This is a genomic window from Luteibacter aegosomatis, assembly GCF_023078455.1.
In the GTDB taxonomy this organism is placed as follows: domain Bacteria; phylum Pseudomonadota; class Gammaproteobacteria; order Xanthomonadales; family Rhodanobacteraceae; genus Luteibacter; species Luteibacter aegosomatis.
Window position 1 is genome coordinate 2034892 of the sequence record NZ_CP095740.1, and the last position, 21208, is coordinate 2056099.

Annotated in this window: 17 protein-coding genes; 8 read left to right on the forward strand and 9 right to left on the reverse strand. The window is 67.0% G+C overall.

Features of this window, described 5'->3' with window-relative positions:
• Nucleotides 1-68: 68 nt before the first annotated feature.
• A complete protein-coding gene (locus L2Y94_RS09390) occupies nucleotides 69-1478 on the forward strand; it encodes a cryptochrome/photolyase family protein (protein WP_247374614.1) in 1410 nt (469 codons plus the stop codon).
• On the opposite strand, the gene L2Y94_RS09395 is transcribed toward L2Y94_RS09390, so the two are convergent.
• Together L2Y94_RS09395 and L2Y94_RS09400 are read right to left on the reverse strand one after the other, a co-directional pair.
• Nucleotides 1444-2631 (reverse strand): cation:proton antiporter, encoded by a 1188-nt coding sequence (locus L2Y94_RS09395; RefSeq protein WP_247374615.1) that lies wholly within the window; start codon nucleotides 2629-2631, stop codon nucleotides 1444-1446. The two genes, L2Y94_RS09390 and L2Y94_RS09395, sit on opposite strands and share 35 nt — an antisense overlap.
• 54 nt (nucleotides 2632-2685) lie before the next feature.
• Nucleotides 2686-4137, reverse strand: coding sequence for an MFS transporter (locus L2Y94_RS09400; RefSeq protein WP_247374616.1), 1452 nt, complete (start codon nucleotides 4135-4137; stop codon nucleotides 2686-2688).
• A gap of 104 nt (nucleotides 4138-4241) precedes the next feature.
• Here L2Y94_RS09400 and ligA point away from each other — a divergent pair, with 104 nt between their 5' ends.
• Genes ligA through gloA2 form a run of 3 tightly spaced genes read left to right on the forward strand, consistent with a single transcriptional unit; the run spans nucleotide 4242 to nucleotide 7968 of the window.
• Nucleotides 4242-6632, forward strand: coding sequence for an NAD-dependent DNA ligase LigA (ligA, locus tag L2Y94_RS09405; protein WP_247374618.1), 2391 nt, complete (start codon nucleotides 4242-4244; stop codon nucleotides 6630-6632).
• Nucleotides 6629-7582, forward strand: coding sequence for an EF-P lysine aminoacylase EpmA (gene epmA / locus L2Y94_RS09410; RefSeq protein WP_247374620.1), 954 nt, complete (start codon nucleotides 6629-6631; stop codon nucleotides 7580-7582). Before ligA ends, epmA begins: the two co-directional genes overlap by 4 nt.
• 2 nt (nucleotides 7583-7584) lie before the next feature.
• A complete protein-coding gene (gloA2, locus tag L2Y94_RS09415; protein ID WP_247374621.1) occupies nucleotides 7585-7968 on the forward strand; it encodes an SMU1112c/YaeR family gloxylase I-like metalloprotein in 384 nt (127 codons plus the stop codon).
• A 233-nt stretch (nucleotides 7969-8201) separates the two neighbouring features.
• Here gloA2 and L2Y94_RS09420 read toward each other — a convergent pair whose 3' ends face one another.
• Complete coding sequence (locus L2Y94_RS09420; RefSeq protein ID WP_247374623.1) at nucleotides 8202-8891, reverse strand: DUF2461 domain-containing protein; 690 nt, start codon at nucleotides 8889-8891, stop codon at nucleotides 8202-8204.
• 6 nt (nucleotides 8892-8897) lie between these two features.
• Nucleotides 8898-10322 (reverse strand): exodeoxyribonuclease I, encoded by a 1425-nt coding sequence (gene sbcB / locus L2Y94_RS09425; protein ID WP_247374625.1) that lies wholly within the window; start codon nucleotides 10320-10322, stop codon nucleotides 8898-8900.
• Between the two features lie 64 nt (nucleotides 10323-10386).
• Here sbcB and orn point away from each other — a divergent pair, with 64 nt between their 5' ends.
• The 4 genes from orn (at nucleotide 10387) to L2Y94_RS09445 (ending at nucleotide 14403) form a co-directional block, all read left to right on the forward strand.
• Nucleotides 10387-10953, forward strand: a complete 567-nt coding sequence (orn, locus tag L2Y94_RS09430) for an oligoribonuclease (RefSeq protein WP_144913910.1) — start codon at nucleotides 10387-10389, stop codon at nucleotides 10951-10953.
• A 4-nt stretch (nucleotides 10954-10957) separates the two neighbouring features.
• Nucleotides 10958-11863 carry a dihydropteroate synthase gene (gene folP, locus L2Y94_RS09435; RefSeq protein ID WP_247374627.1) on the forward strand — a complete coding sequence of 302 codons (906 nt, stop codon included), beginning with the start codon at nucleotides 10958-10960 and terminating at the stop codon, nucleotides 11861-11863.
• Between the two features lie 130 nt (nucleotides 11864-11993).
• Entirely contained in the window at nucleotides 11994-13397 is a 1404-nt protein-coding gene (gene glmM, locus L2Y94_RS09440; RefSeq protein WP_247374629.1) for a phosphoglucosamine mutase, read from the forward strand.
• A gap of 70 nt (nucleotides 13398-13467) precedes the next feature.
• Nucleotides 13468-14403, forward strand: coding sequence for an isopenicillin N synthase family dioxygenase (locus tag L2Y94_RS09445; RefSeq protein ID WP_247374632.1), 936 nt, complete (start codon nucleotides 13468-13470; stop codon nucleotides 14401-14403).
• Between the two features lie 390 nt (nucleotides 14404-14793).
• On the opposite strand, the gene L2Y94_RS09450 is transcribed toward L2Y94_RS09445, so the two are convergent.
• From L2Y94_RS09450 to L2Y94_RS09470, 5 genes are all read right to left on the reverse strand, one after another.
• Complete coding sequence (locus L2Y94_RS09450; protein ID WP_247374634.1) at nucleotides 14794-15690, reverse strand: DMT family transporter; 897 nt, start codon at nucleotides 15688-15690, stop codon at nucleotides 14794-14796.
• Between the two features lie 440 nt (nucleotides 15691-16130).
• The gene (locus L2Y94_RS09455; RefSeq protein ID WP_247374635.1) at nucleotides 16131-18263 is read right to left on the reverse strand and encodes an AsmA family protein; all 2133 of its coding nucleotides are present in this window, start codon (nucleotides 18261-18263) and stop codon (nucleotides 16131-16133) included.
• A 305-nt stretch (nucleotides 18264-18568) separates the two neighbouring features.
• Nucleotides 18569-19321, reverse strand: a complete 753-nt coding sequence (locus L2Y94_RS09460) for a siderophore-interacting protein (RefSeq protein ID WP_247374637.1) — start codon at nucleotides 19319-19321, stop codon at nucleotides 18569-18571.
• Nucleotides 19318-19926 carry a PadR family transcriptional regulator gene (locus L2Y94_RS09465; RefSeq protein ID WP_247374639.1) on the reverse strand — a complete coding sequence of 203 codons (609 nt, stop codon included), beginning with the start codon at nucleotides 19924-19926 and terminating at the stop codon, nucleotides 19318-19320. Before L2Y94_RS09465 ends, L2Y94_RS09460 begins: the two co-directional genes overlap by 4 nt.
• A 232-nt stretch (nucleotides 19927-20158) precedes the next feature.
• Nucleotides 20159-21115: a thioredoxin family protein gene (locus L2Y94_RS09470; protein ID WP_247374641.1), complete on the reverse strand. Its 957-nt coding sequence runs from the start codon at nucleotides 21113-21115 to the stop codon at nucleotides 20159-20161.
• Nucleotides 21116-21208 lie beyond the last annotated feature (93 nt).

Below are 21208 nucleotides of genomic sequence, written 5' to 3' on the forward strand. Positions count from 1 at the left end.
TAAGGGGTACGACTGAACGGAAGGCTAGTACGATTCCCCCCTTCTCGCCCTATTTCGATCCCAGGCAAATGACGACAGCCATCCATTGGTTCCGCCGCGATCTTCGCCTCGCCGACAACCCCGCGCTGGCCGCTGCCGCATCCGCGCACGAGCGCGTCGTGCCGCTCTACATCCACGCGCCGGACGAGGAGGGCGAATGGAAGCCCGGCGCCGCGAGTCGCTGGTGGCTGCATCATTCGCTCCAGGCGCTCGACGTCTCGCTCCGGAGGCACCACGGCGCCTTGCAGGTGCTGCACGGCGGTAGCCTGGATGCGTTGCGCGCCGCCATCGAGGCGACGGGCGCCACGGCGGTCTACGCCAATCGTCTTTACGAACCCGCGGTGCTTCGACGCGACAAGGCGGTATTCCGTGCGCTCGAGGACGACGGCATCGAGGTGCTGACGTACAACGCGGCCCTCTGGTGCGAGCCCTGGGAGATCGCTACCCAACAGGACGAGCCCTACCGCGTGTTCACGCCGTTCTGGCGCAACCTGCGGCCGCGTATCGACGCGGCGCCGGTAGAGGAACCGTCACCCATGAAACTGGCCGGCCTGCCGCGCTCGGCGAAGGTGGCCGACCTCGGCCTCCTGCCCACCCTCGATTGGGCGAAGGGATTCGACGAATGGACCCCGGGCGAGACCGGCGCCCGCGAGATGCTCGACCTGTTCGCCGACGACGCCGTGGGGCACTACGACGAAGCCCGCGACCTTCCCGCGCGCCATGGCACTTCGCGCCTGTCGCCCCACCTGCACTGGGGCGAGATCTCGCCACGCCAGATCGCCGCGGGCCTGCGCGAGCGGCTGTCGCGGCGACGCAACGCCGCCGACATCGAGCCCTACCTGCGCCAGCTCGGCTGGCGCGAATTCGGCCACCACCTGCTTTACCACTTCCCGAAAACGCCGAAAGAGAACTTCAACCCGCGCTTCGACGGCTTTCGCTGGGCCAAGCGCGACACGCATGCGCTCCGCCGCTGGAAGCGTGGCCTCACCGGCATCCCGATCGTGGATGCGGGCATGCGCGAACTCTGGGCCACCGGCTGGATGCACAACCGGGTGCGCATGCTGGTGGCGAGCTTTCTCACGAAGAACCTGCGCCAGCACTGGCTGCTGGGCGAACGTTGGTTCCACGACACGTTGGTGGACGCCGACCTGGCCAACAACGCCATGGGCTGGCAATGGGTGGCGGGCAGCGGCGCGGATGCGGCGCCTTACTTCCGCATCTTCAATCCGGTGACCCAGTCGGAGAAGTTCGACCCGGATGGCGATTACATCCGTCGCTGGGTGCCCGAGCTGGCGAAGGCGCCGGGTCGCCTCGTCCACGCGCCTTGGGAAGACGAGGCATTCCTGAAGCGCTCCGGCTATCCGGCGCCGCTGGTGGACCTGAAGGAAAGCCGCGAAGCCGCGCTCACGGCGTACCAGGGCCTGCGTTCCGCTCCCTGAGCAGCAGCGACAGCACGGGCGGCGTGATCATGGCGGTGAGCAGCGACATCGCCACGATCACCGCGTAGATCCGTTCGTCGAACACCCCGGCGGCAAGACCCAGGCTGGCGATCACCACGCCCACCTCGCCGCGCGGCACCATGCCGAAGCCAACGATGGTGGCGCCACGCTTGCCGATCGACAGCGCGCCGAGGAAGCCGCCGGCCAGTTTCGACACCACGGCGATGAGGGTGACCACCGCGAGCATCGCCAGCGCCTCCGCGCTGCCCAGCTCGGCGAGGTTCACCTTGGCGCCGGTCACCACGAAGAAGAACGGCGTAAGAAAGGCGAGCAGCGGCGCGGTCTGTTCCTCGAGCTGGTGCCGTTGGCTCGTTTCCGAGGCGATCATGCCGGCGAGGAAGGCGCCGATGATGGCGGCGAGATGAAACTTCATGGAGAGGAAGGCCAGGCCCAGGCACAGCGCCAGCACGATCGCCAGCGGCGACATGGGGTGCCTCGGTTTGTCCAGCCATCCCGAGCCGAGGCGCATCGCGCGCGTGCCGCCCCAGCCGATCACGGCCACGAAGCCGACCGCGCCCAGCAGGGTGCCCACGAGACTGCCGACGTCCACCGCACCGCCGCCCTGCAGCGACGACACCACGCCGAGCAGCAGCATGGCGAGGATGTCGTCGATGACGGCCGCGCCGAGGATGATCCGGGCCTCCTTCCGCTGCAGCACGCCCAGTTCCTGCAGCACGCGCGCGGTGATGCCGGCCGAGGTGGCGACGAAGGCCGCCGCGACGAACATCGAGCGGATCCAGTCGAAACCCGAGCCGTGCGCCCAGAGCGCGCCGAGGCCGAACGGCACGAGTACGCCGAGCACGCCGACGAGAAAAGCGCTCATGCCCACGCGCTTGAGATCGTCGAGCCGGGTTTCGAGTCCTACTGAGAAAAGGAGCAAAATCACGCCGATTTCGGCGAGCACGTCGAGGGGCGTGCCGGTGGCGATGTCGGGCATCGCGACCCAGCCGAGCGCGGACGGACCGATGGCGCAGCCGGCGGCGATTTCACCCACCACGGCGGGCAGGCGCAGGCGTTGCGCGATTTCCCCGCCGATCTGGGCGGCGACGAAGATGACGAAAAGGGTGAGCAGGATGCCCGCGGAGTCGTGCATGGGAGGTTCCTTTCGAACGGCGCGTCCTGGTGCGCCCCGTTCGAGGGTACCCGTTCAGACCGGGCGCGTCTCGCGCAGGCGGCTGAAGACCCAGCTCCCGGCCAACGTGACCATGCCCAGCACGATCACCGACCAGCGGAACGCCCGCACGTAGGCACCCGGTTCGTGCGACGTCAGGAAGCCTTCCATGAGCAGCGAAGCCAGCGCGATGCCGAAGCTCATCGACAGGTACTGCGCGGTGGAGGCCATCGACGAGGCCATCGAGGCCTGGCGCACGTCGATATCGACGTAGGCCAGCGTGTTCATCGAGGTGTACTGCAGGGACATGAACGCGCCGTAGACGTATACCCAGCCCGCGATGATCCAGGTGGGTGTCGACGGACTGAGCAAGGCGAACACACACAGCACCGCGGCGACGGCGATGGTGTTGCCCAGCAGCAGGCGACGGTAGCCGAACCGGGTGAGCAGGCGGTCGATGAAGGGTTTGACCGTGATCGAGCCGATCGCCTGCGGCACCATCATCATGCCGGCCGCCAGCGGCGACCAGCCGCAACCGATCTGCAGGAACAGCACCAGCAGCAGGTACATGCCCGACACGCCCAGCCGCGTGAACAGGTTGCCCGCGAGGGACACCCATACGCTGCGCACCTTCAGCAAGGTCAGGTCGCTCACCGGATGCGCCACCCGGCGGCTGTGCCGCACGTAGAGCGATGCCAGCGCCACGGCGGCCATCGCATAACCGCTCACGCGCAACCACTGCCCGTCGCCCCCGGCGGTTTCCGCGGCCATCAGCATCAGCGCCGAGGCGCCGGCGAACAGCATGAAGCCGAAGGTATCGAAGCGGTTGGCGCGATCGAGCCGGTAATCGGGCATTTCGCGGCGATTGAGCCACAGCCCCATCAGCCCCACGGGGACGTTGATGAGGAAGATCAGGCGCCAGTTGGTGAATTCCACCAGGGTGCCCCCCAGCAGGGGGCCGAATACCGAGCCGAGCAGGCCGAACGTGGCCACGGTGGTCATCGCGCCCACGAACTCGCGACGGTCGATGCTCCGGGCCAGCACGTAGCGGCCTACCGGCAGCAGCGCGGCACCGCCCAGGCCCTGGATGACGCGCGAAGCGACCAGTTGGGGAAGGTTCTGCGCCACGCCGCACAGCAGCGAGCCCAGCGAAAAGACCAGGATCGCCCCGCCGAACACGCGCCGCGTACCGAAGCGGTCGCAGAGCCATGGGCTCATCGGGATGAAGATCGCCAGCGTGAGCACGTAACTCGTGAGCGCGGTGCGCATGCTCAGCGGCGTCACCTCCAGCGCGTTCGCGATGGCCGGCACCGCCGTGTTGACGATGGTGGAGTCCAGCGCCTGCATGAAGAACGCCGCGGCCACGAGCCAGATGAGGCCGCGGTAGCGGACCCGGCTCGAAGGCTCGGCCGGCGCGAGGGCCGGGCGGTCGGTAGGCAGTGCGTGGACGTCGGTCTTAGGGGAGTCGATGACGTCGTCTAGGGGCATGGCAGCGGGAATTATAGCGTCACCGGCCTCGTCTTGCTTTTATGGCGCCTTCGGCCGACAGTTTGCGGTCGTCTTCGCGTTCGTCGTCATCACGGATTCTCCACATGTCCCAGTCCACCGCCCCCGCCGAGGCCATCGAGCGCGCCGCCGACCTGCGCCGCCGCATCGAGGACGCGAACTACCGTTATCACGTGCTCGACGATCCGAGCATCGCCGACGCCGAATACGATCGCCTGGTGAGGGAACTGGAAGCGCTGGAAGGCCAGTACGCCGAACTGGCCACGCCGGACTCGCCCACCCGCAAGGTCGGTGCCCGCGCGCAGGGCGGTTTCGCCGAGGTGGTGCATGCCGTGCCCATGCTCTCGCTGGGCAACGCCTTCGAGCAGGAAGGCGACACCGATCGCGAAAAATATCGCGAAGTGGCCGACTTCGAGCGCCGCATCGAGCAGACGCTGGATCGACGCGAACCGGTGTTTTCGGTGGAGCCCAAGCTGGACGGCCTGGCGATCAGCCTGCGTTACGAGAACGGCGTGTTCGTGCAGGGCGCCACGCGAGGCGACGGCGCGGTGGGCGAAGACGTCACCGCCAACCTGCGCACCGTGAGGGCCATTCCGCTGCGCTTGCGTGGCGAAGGCTGGCCGCGCGTGCTCGAGGTGCGCGGCGAGGTGATCATGCCGCGCGCCGCCTTCGAGGCCTTCAACGCGCGGGCCCGCGAGGCCGGCGAAAAACCGCTCGCCAACCCGCGCAACGGCGCCGCCGGTTCGCTGCGCCAGCTCGATCCGGCGATCACGGCGAAGCGGCCGCTGGCCTTCTTCGCCTATGCCGTGGGCGTGGTCGAGGGCGGCGAACTGCCCGACACGCATTCGGCCACGCTGGCGAAACTGCGCGAATGGGGTTTTCCGGTGTCGCCGGAGGTATCCACGGCCAAGGGTTTCGACGGCCTCATCCGCTACTTCCGCAAGATCGGCGAAAAACGTGACGGCCTGCCTTACGACATCGACGGCGTGGTCTACAAGCTCGACGACTACGAAGGCCAGCGCGAGATGGGTTTCGTCTCGCGCGCGCCGCGCTGGGCCATCGCGCACAAGTATCCCGCGCAGGAACAGATGACCGTGGTCGAGGGCATCGAGATCCAGATCGGCCGCACGGGCGCGGCCACGCCCGTGGCGCGTCTCGCGCCGGTGCAGGTGGGCGGCGTCACCGTCACCAACGCCACGCTGCACAACGCCGACCAGGTGGCGCGCCTCGACGTGCGCGTGGGCGATACCGTGATCGTGCGCCGCGCGGGCGACGTCATTCCCGAGGTGGCGCGCGTGGTCGACGAGCGCCGTCCCGAAGGTACCGAGCCCTGGTCGATGCCCAGGACGTGTCCCGTGTGCGGTTCCGAATTGCTGCGCGAGGAAGGCGCGGCCGCTTATCGATGCTCCGGGGGGCTGATCTGCGGGGCGCAGCGCAAGGAGGCGATCATCCACTTCGCGTCGCGCCGCGCCATGGACATCGATGGCCTCGGCGACCGCTTCGTCGATGCGCTGGTCGAACTGGGCATGGTGCATACGCCGGCCGATCTCTACGACCTCACCGTGGAGAAGTTCGTGGAGATGAAGCGCCTCGCCGACGAGCGCGACGGCACCACGCCGGAAACCGTGAAGCAGGGCAAGGTCGCCACCAAGTGGGCGGAAAACCTCGTCGCCTCCATCGAGGCCAGCAAGCGATCCACGCTGCCGCGTTTCCTGTTCGCGCTGGGCATCATGCACATCGGCGAGAGCACGGCGAAGACGCTCGCGCTGTGGCTGGGATCGCTCGAGGCGGTGCGCCGCACGCCCAAGCCGGTGCTGCGCGTGCTGCCCGACATCGGCGAAGAGGTGGCGACCTCCATCGCGGCATTCTTCGGCCAGGAGGGCAACGAGAAGGTGGTCGACGCACTGCTGGCGGCGGGCATCGTCTTCGCCGACGAATCCGCGCCGTCGCCCAAGTTGCGCGAGCGACTGGGGCTGGACGTACTGCTCGACGCGGCGAAAATCCCGAAGCTGGGCCCGAAGAACACGGCCTTGCTCGCGAAGCACTACAAGAGCGTGGCGGACCTGGCCCAGGCCGGGGAACACCACTGGATCATCGCCGGCGTGCCCTCGGCCGCCGCGTCGAACCTGTGGGGCTACCTGAGCGATCCGACGCACTATCGCCAGCTCACCAACGACTTCGCCGACATGCAGTGGCTGCTCGACCGCTTGCCCGCGACATCCGCGTCCGCGTTACCGCTCGAAGGCCACACCTACGTCATCACCGGCACGCTGGCCACGCTCAAGCGCGACGATGCCACGGAGCGGCTGGAGTCGCTGGGCGCGAAGGTCGCCGGCTCCGTGTCGAAGAAGACCACGGCCGTGTTCGCCGGTGAGGCGGCCGGTTCCAAGCTCGACAAAGCCCGGGAACTCGGCGTGCCGGTTCACGACGAAGCCGCGCTGCTGGCGTTGCTGACCGAGCATGGGGTCGCGCCATGACCGCGAGGCTGGAGCGGCTTCACCTGCGCGCGACGACCTATGCTCGCATCCGCGCCTTCTTCGCCGAGCGCGGCGTCACCGAGGTGGAGACGCCGATCCTCTCGGCGGCGGGCAACACCGACCCGAACATACGCAGCTTCGGCACGCGCTTCACCGGCCACGTGGATGCCGGTTCGCCCGAGCGCTGGATGCGCACCTCGCCGGAGTTTCCGCTCAAGCGCCTGCTGGCCGAAGGCATGGGCGATTGCTACGAACTGGGTCGGGTATTCCGCGACGGCGAGGCGGGTGGGCGGCACAATCCCGAGTTCACGATGCTGGAGTGGTACCGCGTGGGCTGGGACCACGCCCGGCTCGCGCGCGAAGTGATCGACCTGTTCGAGCACCTGATGCTGCTGGCGGGCCGCACGTTCGACGTGGTGGAAACCGAATACCGCAGTCTCTATCGCGACGTGCTCGGCGTGGATGCCTTCACCGATCCGGTCGAGCGTTTGCGCGAGGCCCTGGGTGAGGTGACGATCGACGGCGAGGGGCTGGGGCGCGACGACTGGCTCGACCTGTTGATGACCCACCGTATCCAGCCCGAGTTTCCCCGCGATCGCATCACGATCATCTACGACTACCCGGCGAGCCAGTGCGCGCTGGCGAAGATCCGCCCCGGCAAACCTCCGGTGGCGGAGCGTTTCGAGGCCTATCTCGGTCGTTATGAGGTGGCCAACGGCTACCACGAACTCAACGATGCGAACGAGCAGCGCGCGCGCTTCGAGCGCGACAATGCCGTGCGTCGCGAGCGCGGTTCGCACGAAATGCCCATCGACGAGCGCCTGCTCGCCGTGCTCGATCGCATGCCGGCGTGCGCGGGTGTGGCCCTGGGCGTGGAGCGCCTGCTGATGGTGCTGGCCGATACCGATGCCATCGCGGACGTGATGGCCTACCCGTTCTCCGAGGCCTGACGATGCTCGAATCCATTCATCACGTGGCAATCATCTGCTCGGACTACGCGCGGTCGAAGGCGTTCTATACGGAGGTGCTGGGGCTTCGCGCGGTGCACGAGGCCTATCGTGAAGCGCGCGATTCGTGGAAGCTCGACCTGGAAGTGAGTCCGGGCGTGCAGATCGAGCTGTTCTCGTTTCCGTCGCCCCCGCCGCGTGTTTCGAGGCCGGAAGCACAGGGCTTGCGGCACTTGGCTTTTTCGGTGGCCGACATCGACGCGGCGGTGTCGCGCCTGGTTGACCATGGCGTCGCGTGCGAGCCGATCCGCATCGACGAATACACGGGCAAACGCTTCACCTTCTTCGCCGATCCCGACGACCTGCCGATCGAGCTCTACGAGCGCTGAGCGTCGTAGGATTCGCCGATGCGATCGGCTCCCACCCCGCCGGTAGCAAGCTCGCCGAGGCATGGCTACCGAACCTTCTTCGTCGACCCCGACGATCTGCCGATCAAGCTCTACGAGCGCCGAGCTTCGTAGGATTCGCCGATACGATCGGCTCCCACCCCTCCGGTAGCAAGCTCGCCGAGGCATGGCTACCGAAGGGGTGGGAGCCGATCGTATCGGCGAACGGCCTTGCCTCAGAACTCCAACTCTTGCGCCGCACACAGGTAATCCACCATCGGTGCCAGCCGCTTGAAGTTGTCCACCACGAACGGCAACAGCTCCGCCGAACACGCCATCGCTTCGTCGAAATCCTGCCCCGCGGCGAAGTTCTTCCGCTTCAGGTCCTCGATCAACTCGTGGTTCGCGTCGAACCCGCGCGGCGGACGCGTCAGGCTCTCGCCCCAGAACGAGAACCGCTCGCGAAAGGCCTTCGACTGCGTGGCCCGCTTCCACGAATCCGGATTGTCGGCCAGGAATTCCCGCAGCTTCTTCAGCACCGGCGGCTCCGGGTGCCACATGCCCGCGCCGACGAAGCACTCGCCCGGCTGGATGTGCAGGTAGAACCCGGGGGCCTGGATCTCGTGCCGACGCTCGTGGAAGAACCGCGAGCCCTGCCATCCCTTGTACGGCTGCTTGTCGTTGGCGAATCGCGTATCGCGATGGATGCGGTAGAGCGAGCCGCCGACCTTGCGCGGATCGGCGCGGAAATGCGGGCTGATCTTCGCCAGCGGTGCCTGGATATCGACGATCAGTTCGGTGAACGGCTCACGCACGTGGCGCTCGTAATCGTCCTTGTGCGCCTGGAACCACTCGCGGCTGTTGTTGCGCACCAGCGACTTGAAGAATCGGAACGTGGCGGGAGTGAAATAGCTCTTGTTCGGCATAACGGCTCAGTGAAGTTCGCGGGCCCAGGCTTCCAGGTCGTCCAGCAATGCGGTCGGCGCACCGGGCGCGGTACGTGCAAGGGCGATTTCGGCGGCGTAGGTGTCGAAGGTGAGGGTGGTGAGGGGACCTTGCCGGGTGAGGCGGTCGAGCCGGAAGGCTTCCCAGCGCGCCTGCTCGTCGAGGCTGAGCGTTTCCGGCCAGTTGCGGGCGCGATAGCGGAACAGCAACTCGGGATAACGCGCATCGCGGAACGGGAACGACCGTTCGCCCAACTGCGCCGGTGGCGTGGCGCGCACGTCGGCGAGCAGGCGACGGTCGGCGTCGGGCAGGAAGGCGCCGTACAGGCCCAGCTCGGGATCCTCGGCGGGCGGCAGGTCGGCGGCGTGACCGTAGACGCGGCGGAGCTTTTCGGCCAGGCCCGGCGCGTCGCGCAAGGCGGCGAGATGGCGCTCCACGGCCGCCATGTCGAGCCCCAGACGGTCGTGGTCTGTGTTTCTCAGCACCGAGAGCGGCGCCAACGCGGGGGCATGATTGGCGCGCACGGTGCGCAAGGCGATGCGCTCCACGCCCTCCGGCAGGTCGGCGCGGGAGGTGAACACGCGGTCGGCGATGTCCCCGTCGTCCAACGCGAGCAGGTCGGTGGGATCGCAGGTGAGGTCGTAGACGATGATTTCCCCGGGGCGGGAGGGGTGCGCGGCCAGCGGCGCGATCACGGTGAGGCAGTGGCGGCTGGCCGGATAGCGCGAAGACACGTGCACCACTGGTGTCATCGCCGCCACGTCGAGCAGTTCGAACACGCGCTGCTTGCGGCGCAGGGCGTAGTACCAGTCCCACAGGCGCGGCTGCTTCGAGCGGATGAGCCGGGCCAGGGCGATCAGGGCCTCCACGTCGGACAGCGCGTCGTGGGCGCGCTCCTGCTTCAATCCGTTGGCGGTGGCCAGGTGCTCCAGCTTGAAGCTCGGCGTGCCGTTCTCGCGGGTGGGCCAGACGATGCCTTCGGGGCGCAGGGCCTGGCACATGCGCACCAGGTCGATGAGATCCCAGCGCGAGTTGCCGTTTTCCCACTCCCGGCCATAGGGATCGTAGAAGTTGCGGTAGAGGAGGTGGCGGGTGAACTCGTCGTCGAAGCGCAGCGAGTTGTAGCCCACCGTGCAGGTGCCGGGCCGGGCGATCTCTTCGTGGATGGCCGCGGCGAACGCCGCCTCGCGAAGCCCTTCGCGTTCGGCGAGCTGGGGCGAGATGCCCGTGATGAGCGCGGCGACCGGGTGGGGCAGGGCATCCCGGGGCGGCTTGCAGTAGATCATCAGCGGCTCGCCGACGATGTCCAGGTTGGCGTCGGTACGGATGCCGGCGAACTGCGAGGGGCGGTCCCGGCGAGGATCGGCGCCGAAGGTTTCGTAGTCGTGCCAGAAGAAGGTCGGTTCGGCCATCCGGCCATGATCGCACAGCGAGGATGCCGGGCGCGGTAGACTTCAGGCCATCAAAGGAGACCCCATGACCTCAGCGCACGAAGACAACCTCATCTGGATCGACCTGGAAATGACGGGATTGGATACGGACAACGACTCGATCCTCGAAATCGCCACCGTCGTGACCGACAAGGATCTGAACGTGCTCGCCGAGGGACCGGTGTTCGCCATCAGCAACACCGATGCCCGCCTGCAGCAGATGGACGCCTGGAATCGCAACCAGCATGGTCGCTCGGGCCTGTGGGCGCGGGTGGTGGAGTCGGACATCCCCCGCGAGGATGCCGAAGAGGCCACCATCGAGTTCCTGAAGGCGTGGGTACCGGCCGGCAAGTCGCCCATGTGCGGCAACTCCATCTGCCAGGACCGCCGCTTCCTGCATCGCGAGATGCCGAAGCTGGAGCGCTACTTCCACTACCGCAACCTCGACGTGTCCACGCTCAAGGAGCTGTCGCGCCGCTGGTCGCCGGAGGTCTCCCGGGGCTTCACGAAGGATTCGGCGCACACCGCGCTGTCCGACATCCGCGATTCCATCGACGAGCTGCGCTACTACCGCCGTTTCATGGGCGCGCTCGGCGGCCAACAGCCGGGTTGAGCCCATGAACCTCGATCCCTTCGCCACCGTCCTGGACTGCAACGGCCGGGCCCTGTCGCTCGACCGCCCGCGCGTGGTCGGCATCGTCAACGTCACGCCCGATTCGTTTTCCGACGGTGGCCGCCACGACACGCTCGAGGCGGCGTATGCCCACGCGATGCGCCTGGCGGAAGAGGGGGCCGACATGCTGGACGTCGGGGGCGAGTCCACCCGTCCCGGTGCCGGCGACGTATCGGTCGACGACGAAATCCGCCGCACCGTGCCGCTGATCGAGCGCCTGGCCGCGGCCACCACGCTGCCGATCTCCATCGACACCTCCAAGCCGGAGGTGATGCGCGCGGCGGTGGGAGCCGGCGCGGGCATGATCAACGACGTCTACGCGCTGCGCCGCGAAGGTGCGCTGGACGCGGCCGCCGAGTTGCGCGTGCCGGTGTGCCTCATGCACATGCAGGGCGAGCCGCGCGGCATGCAGGACGATCCCCGTTACGACGACGTGGTCGGCGAGGTGCATCGTTTCCTCACCGATCGCCTGTTCGCCTGCGAGCTGTCCGGCATCGATCGCCGCCGGGTGCTGGTCGACCCGGGCTTCGGATTCGGCAAGAACCTCGAGCACAACCTGGCGCTGCTGCGCGCCATGGGCCGTTTCGCCGAGCTGGGGGCAGGCGCTTACGCCGGGCTCTCGCGCAAATCGATGATCGGTCAGATCACCGGCCGGACCGATCCTTCCGGTCGGGTCGCCGGGTCGCTGGCCGCCGCCCTGGTGGCCGTGCAGCGGGGGGCGATCATGGTTCGGGTGCACGACGTGGCGGCGACCGTCGATGCCCTGGCCGTGTGGGCGGCGGTGAAGGCGGGGGATACGGCGCCGCGCGTCGACAAGCCGTCGATGCCTCGCTGGCCCGATGACGACTGAGGCTTCCTAGGATTCGCGAACAGGGTTCGCTCCCACCCTTCGGTAGTAGAACGTTCTACCGACGGATGGGAGCGGACCCTGTTCGCGATTTCCGGCGTATGATTCCCCGTCCAAGCAAGGAATTACAGCCATGAGCGAACGTAAATACTTCGGTACGGACGGCATTCGCGGCCACGTGGGCACCTACCCGATCAGCGCGGACTTCATCCTTCGCCTCGGCCGTGCCGCCGGTGCCGTGCTGGCGCGCCGTCGCGCCGCCGATCGCCGCCCGGCGGGCGCCGGTCCCGATCGCCGCGACCATGCCCGCAAGGTGCTGGTGGTGATCGGCAAGGACACCCGCGTGTCTGGCTACATGTTCGAAGCCGCCCTGGAGGCCGGTCTCGTGGCCTCGGGCGCCGACGTGCGCATGCTCGGCCCCATGCCCACGCCCGGCGTGGCCTACCTCACCCGTTCGCTGCGCGCCGACGCCGGCATCGTGATCAGCGCCTCGCACAACCCGCACCAGGACAACGGCATCAAGTTCTTCTCCGGCCAGGGCGAAAAGCTCGACGACGAGCTCGAAGCCGAAATCGAGGCGGAACTGGAGGCCGACTTCGCCACGGTCGCCTCCGAAGCGCTGGGCAAGGCGCGTCGCGTGGAAGATGCGGTGACCCGCTATGCCGAATTCTGCAAATCCACGGTATCCGACGATTTCTCGCTCTCCGGCATGCGCATCGTGCTCGACTGCGCCCACGGCGCCACCTACCAGGTCGCCCCCAAGGTGTTCTCCGACCTGGGCGCCGAGGTGTTCACCATCGGCGCGGAGCCCGATGGCCTCAACATCAACCGCGACGTGGGCTCCACGGCGCCGGAGGCCCTGGCCCAGGCCGTGAAATCCCGTGGCGCCGACCTCGGCATCGCCTTCGACGGCGACGGCGACCGCGTGCGCGTGGTCGACCGCGACGGCACGGTCACCGACGGCGACGACATGCTCTACGTCATCGCACGTCACTGGAAGAAGAAAGGCGAGCTGAAAGGCCCGGTCGTCGGCACGCTGATGAGCAATTACGGCCTGCAACGCGCGCTGAAGCAGATGGACATTCCCTTCGTGCGCGCCAACGTGGGCGACCGTTACGTGCTTCAGCAACTCAAGGAACACGGCGGCGTGCTCGGCGGCGAAACCTCCGGCCACGTGCTCTGCCTCGACCGCTTCACCACGGGCGACGGCATCGTGGCGGCCCTGGCGCTGCTCGAGGCCCTGGCCGCGGACGGCGAAACCTTCGCCGAGGCCCGCGCGGGGCTCGCCAAGCTGCCTCAGACCATGCTCAACGTGCGCGTGGAAGGCGCCAAGGCCTCGTTGGGCACCGATACCGTGCAACAGGCCCTGGCCGAGGTGGAGCGCGAGCTGGAAGGACGTGGCCGCGTGGTGTTACGGGCGTCCGGTACCGAACCCCTGGTGCGCGTCACCATCGAGGCCGCCGACGCGGCCGAAGTGGACCGGCTGGCGACACGGCTGGCCGACGCCGTAAAATCGGCGGCCCAGGCGCTCGCCTGAACGAATTCCCGACACCGGCCGGCGTGGGCACCCCACGCCGGTCTTGTCATGCCCGAAAGCAGGTCACGCCATGAAGAAGGTTCCCACCCTCGATATCCGCCGCTATGACACCGATCGCGACGCCTTCGTCGCCGAACTCGGCGCGGCGTATCGCGAATTCGGTTTCTGCTGCATCAGCGGCCACGGTATCCCGCAGGCCGACATCGACGGGGCCTACGATGCCTTCAAGGCCTTCTTCGCGCTGCCGGACGAGACCAAGCGGAAGTATCACATCCCCGGTGGCGGCGGCGCGCGTGGCTACACTCCGTTCAAGGTGGAAACGGCGAAGGACTCGAAATTCGCCGACCTCAAGGAATTCTGGCACGTGGGTCGCGAGATCCCGCGGGATTCCAGGTACGCCGACGTGATGCCGCCCAACGTCTGGCCCGACGAGGTGCCCTCGTTCAAGGACAAGGGCTACGGTCTCTACCGGGCGCTGGACGATCTCGGTTCGCGCGTGCTGCGCGCCCTGGCGCTGCACATCGACCTGCCGGAGACATTCTTCGACGACAAGGTGAACGTGGGCAATTCCATCCTGCGTCCCATCCATTACCCGCCGATCACGCAGACCGACGTGCCCAACGTGCGCGCCGGTGCCCATGAAGACATCAACTTCATCACGCTGCTGGTCGGCGCCAGCACGGCGGGCCTGGAAGTACTCACCCGCGAAGGCGAGTGGCTGCCCATCACCAGCGAGGGCGACGCCATCGTGGTCAACATCGGCGACATGCTGCAGCGCCTGACCAACCACGTGTATCCCTCCACCACGCATCGCGTCACCAATCCGCAAGGCGACGCGGCGCGCAAGCCGCGGTATTCGGTGCCGTTTTTCCTGCACCCGAACCCGGACGTGGTGCTCGACGTCTTGCCGTCGTGCGTCACGCCCGACAATCCCAAGCGCTACGAGACGCCGATCACGGCGCACGAATACCTGCAGGAACGCCTGCGTGAGATCAAGCTGATCTGACGCCCCTTTAGCGGGTTCTTCACCGGGAGAGGCGGAGCCTCGAACCTCCCGGTCATTCCCCGGAGTTCGTCGTGAAGACCCGCAAGCGCACCTCCTCCCGATCCAATGCGCAACGCGTGCGGCGCCAGCGCACGATGCGCGCCCGCGGCCGCGCCTGACTTCCCTGTGATCGACCGCCTACCGAAGGGATGGGGCCTGACTTTTCTGCCATTTACTACCGAAAGGGTGGGAGCGGACCTTGTCCGCGAACCCTCAGGCCCTCTTTTCGCAAATGAGGCTTTGCAGTGATCGGGCGAGCTTATACCGCTCGCCTGTTTCGATTCATGGCCTCGTTCGCACCAGGCAACCTCGAAGGTTCGCGGACAGGGTCCGCTCCCACCCCTTCGGCAGCTAAGGTGCGACCAGATCCGACGGTTCGGCTCGCTCGCCCTTGTGCAGGAACGGGTGCGCGAACACCGCGGCCAGAATGACCGCCACCCCCGCATAGAACGCCCAGCCCAACTCCCGCTGCTCGCCCAGCAAGGGAATCGCCAGCACGATCGCATACACCGGTTCGAGGTTGGTGATCATCTGCGTGGCGAAAGCCGACAGGTGTCGTAGTGCCGCGAGGGCCAGCGCGAACGGCAGCAGCGTGCAGCCGAACGCCAGGACCAACACGAGTATCCCATCGTGCAGGTTCGGCATCACGAAGGGCGACGCCGTGAAGAGTGACCCCGCGACCGTGAGGAACAGCGCACCCGTGCCCAGTTCCACGAAGGTCACCGTCAGCGCATCGGCATGTTCGATATAGCGCTTGTTGAGCGCACCGAAGAACGCCACGAAGATCGCCGACAGCACGCCCACGGCCAGACCCAGACGCATGTCGCCCGGCACCCCGCCGGCGACCAGCGCCACGCCTGGGATCACCGCCGCGCCGATGAGCAGTTCCCGTGGATCGAAACGTCGACGTGCGATCCAGGGTTCGATGAGGGCGAGGAAGACCGGGCAGGTCGCGATGCAGGTCGCCGCCACCGACGCATTCGCCAGCTTGATGGCGCCGTAGAAAGTGAGCCAGTGGAGCGCCACGATCACGCCGATGCCCGCATAGGTCAGGCGCAGCTTGAGCGGCATCGCACGCAGGCCTCGCCAGACGCGTGGCACGCAAAGCAGTGCGCCGGATACCAGCAGCATGCGCCACCACACCAGCGGCAGGGCGGGCAGGGTGATCGACTTGCCGAGGATCGCGGTGAATCCCCAGAGCAGGACGCAGAAATGGATTTGCAGGAGGGCTTTGCGGGTCGGCGGCATGGCGCGAAGCTTACGGCATGCCTGCCGCGGTGTGGCGACCGGATTCGCCGATACGATCGGCTCCCACCCCTCCGGTAGCTGAGCGCCTACCGGAGGGTGGGAGCCGATCGTACCGGTGAATGACTTCGCCGAAGTTTTCAGCCCACCCCATTTGATAAAAGTCTCGCTACCGAAGGGGTGGGAGCCGATCGTATCGGCGAATCACGTCGCCGAAGTTTTCGGCCCACCCCTTTGGTAGAAGTCTCGCTACCGAAGGGGTGGGAGCCGATCGTATCGGCGAATCACGTCGCCGAAGTTTTCGGCCCACCCCTTTGGTAGAAGTCTTGCTACCGAAGGGGTGGGAGCCGATCGTATCGGCGAATCACGTCGCCGAAGTTTTCGGCCCACCCTTTGGTAGAAGTCTTGCTACCGAAGGGGTGGGAGCCGATCGTATCGGCGAATCACTTCGCCGGAGCCTTCGGGGGGCTGTTCTTCAGGTCATCCAGCAACGGCTTGCACTGCGTCGCGTCCGCCTTGCCGCTCTCCGGCACCGCCAGCGGGGCCAGCGCGGCCACCGGTGCCGCGAACACGGCCAGCGCCACGGCGCCGCCGCCGCGCAGGATCAGCGGCCCCGCATGCACGCCGGGTGCCGGATTCTTGAACGTGCCATGCACGTAAAGCGGCGAGCGCAGCGAGAACAGGCGGAAACCCTTCGTATGCGGCACGATGTCGAGATTGAGTTTCTCGTTCTTGAAATCGATATCGCCGTTGACGTTGATCAATGCCTTCTCGGTGTCGAAGGCGAACAGCTTGGACTCCATCACGCCATCGGTGGACACCAGGTCGGCCGCCATGCAGTTGATCTTCACCACGTCGTCGCCGAACAGCTTGTTCACCACGTAGTTGCCCACGTTGAGTCCGGCGATCTCCAGCAGCGACGAGCTGATGGCACCGTCATTGATGAGCAGCTTCACCTCGCCGTTGGAGCTGCCCAGCAGCGCGGCGGGCGAATTGCCGGTGGCGGTGAGCGAGGCATCACCGTTCACCTCGCCGAAGCTGGTCTGCATCGGCGCGAAGGTGGGGAACAGTTCCTTGAGCTTCAGGTGGCGGGCGCCGAGGTTGAGGCGCCCCTTCATCGGTGCGGACGAACCGTCCAGCCGGATGTTGCTGCCCACGGTACCGCCGGCCACGCCGAACTTCAGCGGGTCGAGGGTAAGCACGGCGTCCTTCATGATCAGGTGCGTGTCGACGTTCTCGATGGGCAGGCGCTCGCCGTGCACGATCTTCGTGCCGGTGAAGCGCACGTCGGCATCCATCGCGTTCCAGCGGTCGGTCTTGAACGGCTCCACGGGCAGCACCTTGTCGGCCGGCTGCTTGACGCTGTCGCCGCGCTCGGCTTTTTCCTGGTCGGAACCGTCGCCGACCAGCGGCGCGAGGTCGCTGAAGAGCAGTTGCTTCGAGGTCAGCGTACCGGTGAGGCTAGGCCGCTGGCCGCCCGTGTCGAAAGTGAGCGTGCCGCCGAGATCGCTGCCGCCGACGCGGCCGGTGAAGTTCTCGTACGTGAACCTGCTGGCACCCTTCTTCAGGTTGGCCTTGAGGTGGCCCTCGGTGGCGAAGGGCGGCGTGTCGGGCAAGGTGACCCCGGTGAGGTCGTAGAGATGCGACATGCTGGTGCCCGAGAACCACAGGCGGATGTCGAGGGCGCCGAGGTTCATGGGGTCGGTGAGCGTGCCGACAAAGGCGATGTGCGTGTCGCCGAAGCGTGCGTCGGCCTGCACGGGGAAGGGGCGGTCGGCATCGCGAAGGGCGAATACGCCGCCCGTGCGCGCCTTGGCCGAGACGGTGGACTTCTTGTAGGTGCCCTTCGCGTCCCAGGCGAAGTAGTAGACCTGCTTCTTCTTCGTGCCGTCCTGGCGGTCCTTCTCGTCGGCATCGCTCCGGGCCATGGTTTTCGCGCTGGCGCCGGTCGTCTTGTTGGCCTGCGCGCGCGAGTCCTTTTCCTGCTGCTTCATGATCTCGTCGAACGGAATGCCCTTGCCCAGCGGCGTCACGTCGATGCCCATCGCGATCTGGTTCTGCGCATCGGCAAAGTCGATGTGGCCCTTGTCGAAAGCGATGGCGTTGAGTTCGAGCGCCCACTCCGACGGGCCGGTACTCTCGGGCAGTTTGAAGGTCCAGGTGTTGTCGCCGTTCTTCACCCGCTCCAGGTCGATGGCGGGCTCGCCGAGGCGGATCTCGGGAATGACGATGCGATGGGCGATGAGCGGGAACGGCGAGAGGCGGAAGTCGATGGTCTTCAAGGTGGCGAAGCGATTGTTCTTCGCCCAGCTCGGGTTGGTCACCACGATGTCGCGGGCCGTGAAGTGCGGCCAGGGAATCCATCCGGCGAAACCGCCCTGGCCCGGCTCACGCGCCCAGTGCGCGGTGATGTCGCCCTGGATCGCGAAGGGCCGGCCGATGGCCTCCGACACCTTGGCGTTGATGGTGGGCTTGAGGCGGTTCCAGTCGAAAAAGGCGATGAACAGGATCAGCGCCACGATCAGCAGGACGATGATTCCCAGGACCCACGCCAGAATTTTCCTGCCACGCCGCATCAGCCTCGCTCCTCATTCGGTCTCACGGCGGCAAGAGTTAGCGCCTGGGGTGGCAAGGTTATGTGTTCTTGGTGAGGAGCTATTAAGCGATGTGTAGGAACCGTGTCGACGGACATGATCCGCCGTTCGCGACGACCGATTGCCTCGCGGTGGGCCCCGGCCTGCGCCGGGGCGACGTCCGTTGCATTTCGGCATCCGCGGCGATTCCCATCGAAGCGTCGCACCGGCGCAGGCCGGCGCCTACGGCGACGTATCCGGTTTTAGCGATGGCCGGCACGCTCCTGTCGTGTGCGAAGAAACACGGGCTAGTCGGCCTGCCAGTAACCCGTAGCCTTCACCCACTCCTTGTCGATCCCCCGCGTCTCGACCAGCGTCGACCGCAGCGTCCGCGCCCGTTTCGATTCCAGCGCCACCCACCAGAACGTATCGCCCTCGGGAATCGCCATCGAGGCCAGCACGTCGTCCAGCGACGGCGACTGGCCGCGGATGAACCAGCGGGTCTCGCGGGCCATGGCCTGGCGCTCGTCGGGGGAGGCGATCTCCGCCAGCACGGTGACGTTCGTGTCCGCGGGCATCTCCTCGAGCCAGCGTCCCATGGCGGGGAGGGCGGTCTCGTCGCCGACCAGCACGTAGTGGTCGTAGTCGTCGGGCACGACCATCGAACCGCGCGGACCGCCGACGCCGAGGCGGTCGCCCGGCTTGGCCTGTTCCGCCCAGGTGGACGCCGGGCCTTCGCCGTGGATCACGAAGTCGAGGTCCAGTTCGAGGCTTTCCGGCCGGAAACGCCTCGGCGTGTAGTCGCGCGAGGGCGACGGCTCCTTGCCTTCGGGATAGACGGGGCCGTCGGGGCCCATCGTCGGCATGTTGAACTCGCCCGCCGCCGTCGGGAAGAACAGCTTCACGTGGTCGTCGGGCGAAGCGGAGGGAAACCCTTCCAGTTCGGGCCCGTGCACCGTGACGCGCACCATGTGCGGCGTGAGCCGTTCCACGCGCGCCACCTCGAGGATGCGCATCTTCAGCTCGTGGCGAACGCGGCGGATCTCGTGCTTTTGGCTCATCCCTGGCGCTCCGCGATGGCCTTCGCCGCCGAGGCGACGATGGCGGCGACGCGCTTGATCTCGGCGTCGTCCCAGCTCTTGTGGTGGTTGAGCAACTGGTGCTTCAGGCCGTGCATCGCTTCGCGCACCGCCTCGGGCACGCCCATGCGGCGCATGTGCCGCGACATCACCTGCAGGCGTTCGGTGAGGGCTTCGAGGTTGTGGCGGTTCTCGTCGAGGAAGGCCTTGCCCTCGTCGGTGATGGCGTAGAGCTTCTTGCCGCCGGTCTCGGCCTCGACGCGGGCATAGCCCAGCTCTTCGAGCATGGTGAGGGTGGGATAGATGGCGCCGGGGCTGGGGCTGTACTGGCCGTCGAACATCTCCTCGATGGTGCGGATCAGTTCGTAGCCGTGGCGGGGCTGCTCCTCGATAAGGGCGAGCAGGAGCAGGCGCAGGTCGCCGGTGCCGAACATGCGGCCGCCGAAGCGCCCGCCGCCGCCGCGGCCGCCGCGCATGCCGTCACGCTCGTCGAAGCCGAAGGGACCGCCGCCGAAACGGCCGCCGCCGCGACCCATCGCGGCCATGTGCTCATGGAAGTGGCGCCGGGCATGGTGGAAAAAATGCATGGGTGCTCTCCGATATATCGTACGTAGTGCGCGTACGATATATCTTAAGAAACACTCTTGCAAGGTATTGACGGCTCGATTCGCCGATGCGATCGGCTCCCACCCCTTCGGTAGCAGCCTTCCTGCGAGAGGGGGATGAAGCCCGACCCGAGTCGGACTACTGCCCTGCAGAAACCTGGCTACCGGAGGGCTGGGAGCCGACCGTGTCGGCGAATCCTACGAAGCGATGTCCTCAGCCGAAGGTAAAGGTGAAGGCATGGAAGTTCGCCTTCGGCACCTTGATGGTCAGCACGTGGTCCTTGTAGCCATCCCCGTCGAACAGGGTGTAGAGCATCGATCTCTGCACGGTCACCGGCGCCTGCGGCTTGCCGTCCACGGCCACTTCGATGGTGATCGGGTCATTGGCGCTGGCCACCATGTGCACCTTCTTCGCCTTGAAGTGCAGGCGGATCTCGCCGCTCGGGCCGATCAGGCTGGCGTTCTCGCGGCCGATCTCCCAGCGCCCCACCAGGGCGAAGCGGTTGAGGTCCAGCCGCGACGGCGCGGTGAAGTCGCGCGTGCCGGTGCGGTCGCCCTCGGGACTGGCGTTGTTCTGGCTGCGGTCGCTGCCGAAGTACATCTCCGGCGAACCGAGCTGGCTGAAGTCGGGCGCGTCCTTGTCCGTGCCCCCCTTGTCCTCGAGCCGGGGCAGGCCGAGCAGGGTGCGGATGGCGTTTTCCATCTCCATGTAGTTGCCCTCGCCGTAATGGTGGGCGATGACGTTGCCGCGCTGGTCCACGAGGTACTCGGCCGGCCAGTACTTGTTGTCCCAGGCGTCCCAGGTTTCCAGGTCGTTGTCCTGCGCCACGGGGTAGTGGATGCCGAACTGCTTGATGGCGTCGCGGACGTTCGCTTCCTGCTTCTCGAAGGGGAACTCGGGCGAATGCACGCCCACCACCACCAGGCCCTTGTCCTTGTACTGGTCGTACCAGCGGGTGACGTGGGGCAGGGTGCGCAGGCAGTTGATGCAGGAATACGTCCAGAAGTCGATCAGCACGACCTTGCCGCGCAGCGACTTCATGGTGAGCGGCTTGGAGTTCTGCCAGGCGGCGATGCCGGCGAATTCCGGCGCCGTCTGCGCCGCGAACGCGGGCAGGGCGGCGGCCAGCAGGGCGACGGCGAACAGGGCCTTGCGGAAGAGGTGGCGCATGGAAACTCCGTGGTTCTCAGGGGTACGGTGAAGGAGACCGGACGACAGGGCGGCACCTTACACCGGTCGGGTGCGCTAAAATCGGCGCTTTGC

Coding starts and splice junctions, on each gene's coding strand:
- L2Y94_RS09445 (WP_247374632.1), top strand. CDS start 13,468: ATGAAGAAGGTTCCCACCCTCGATATCCGCCGCTATGACACCGATCGC.
- epmA (WP_247374620.1), top strand. CDS start 6,629: ATGACCGCGAGGCTGGAGCGGCTTCACCTGCGCGCGACGACCTATGCT.
- L2Y94_RS09450 (WP_247374634.1), bottom strand. CDS start 15,690: ATGCCGCCGACCCGCAAAGCCCTCCTGCAAATCCATTTCTGCGTCCTG.
- L2Y94_RS09470 (WP_247374641.1), bottom strand. CDS start 21,115: ATGCGCCACCTCTTCCGCAAGGCCCTGTTCGCCGTCGCCCTGCTGGCC.
- L2Y94_RS09390 (WP_247374614.1), top strand. CDS start 69: ATGACGACAGCCATCCATTGGTTCCGCCGCGATCTTCGCCTCGCCGAC.
- gloA2 (WP_247374621.1), top strand. CDS start 7,585: ATGCTCGAATCCATTCATCACGTGGCAATCATCTGCTCGGACTACGCG.
- glmM (WP_247374629.1), top strand. CDS start 11,994: ATGAGCGAACGTAAATACTTCGGTACGGACGGCATTCGCGGCCACGTG.
- L2Y94_RS09465 (WP_247374639.1), bottom strand. CDS start 19,926: ATGCATTTTTTCCACCATGCCCGGCGCCACTTCCATGAGCACATGGCC.
- L2Y94_RS09395 (WP_247374615.1), bottom strand. CDS start 2,631: ATGCACGACTCCGCGGGCATCCTGCTCACCCTTTTCGTCATCTTCGTC.
- L2Y94_RS09460 (WP_247374637.1), bottom strand. CDS start 19,321: ATGAGCCAAAAGCACGAGATCCGCCGCGTTCGCCACGAGCTGAAGATG.
- L2Y94_RS09455 (WP_247374635.1), bottom strand. CDS start 18,263: ATGCGGCGTGGCAGGAAAATTCTGGCGTGGGTCCTGGGAATCATCGTC.
- L2Y94_RS09420 (WP_247374623.1), bottom strand. CDS start 8,891: ATGCCGAACAAGAGCTATTTCACTCCCGCCACGTTCCGATTCTTCAAG.
- orn (WP_144913910.1), top strand. CDS start 10,387: ATGACCTCAGCGCACGAAGACAACCTCATCTGGATCGACCTGGAAATG.
- ligA (WP_247374618.1), top strand. CDS start 4,242: ATGTCCCAGTCCACCGCCCCCGCCGAGGCCATCGAGCGCGCCGCCGAC.
- folP (WP_247374627.1), top strand. CDS start 10,958: ATGAACCTCGATCCCTTCGCCACCGTCCTGGACTGCAACGGCCGGGCC.
- L2Y94_RS09400 (WP_247374616.1), bottom strand. CDS start 4,137: ATGCCCCTAGACGACGTCATCGACTCCCCTAAGACCGACGTCCACGCA.
- sbcB (WP_247374625.1), bottom strand. CDS start 10,322: ATGGCCGAACCGACCTTCTTCTGGCACGACTACGAAACCTTCGGCGCC.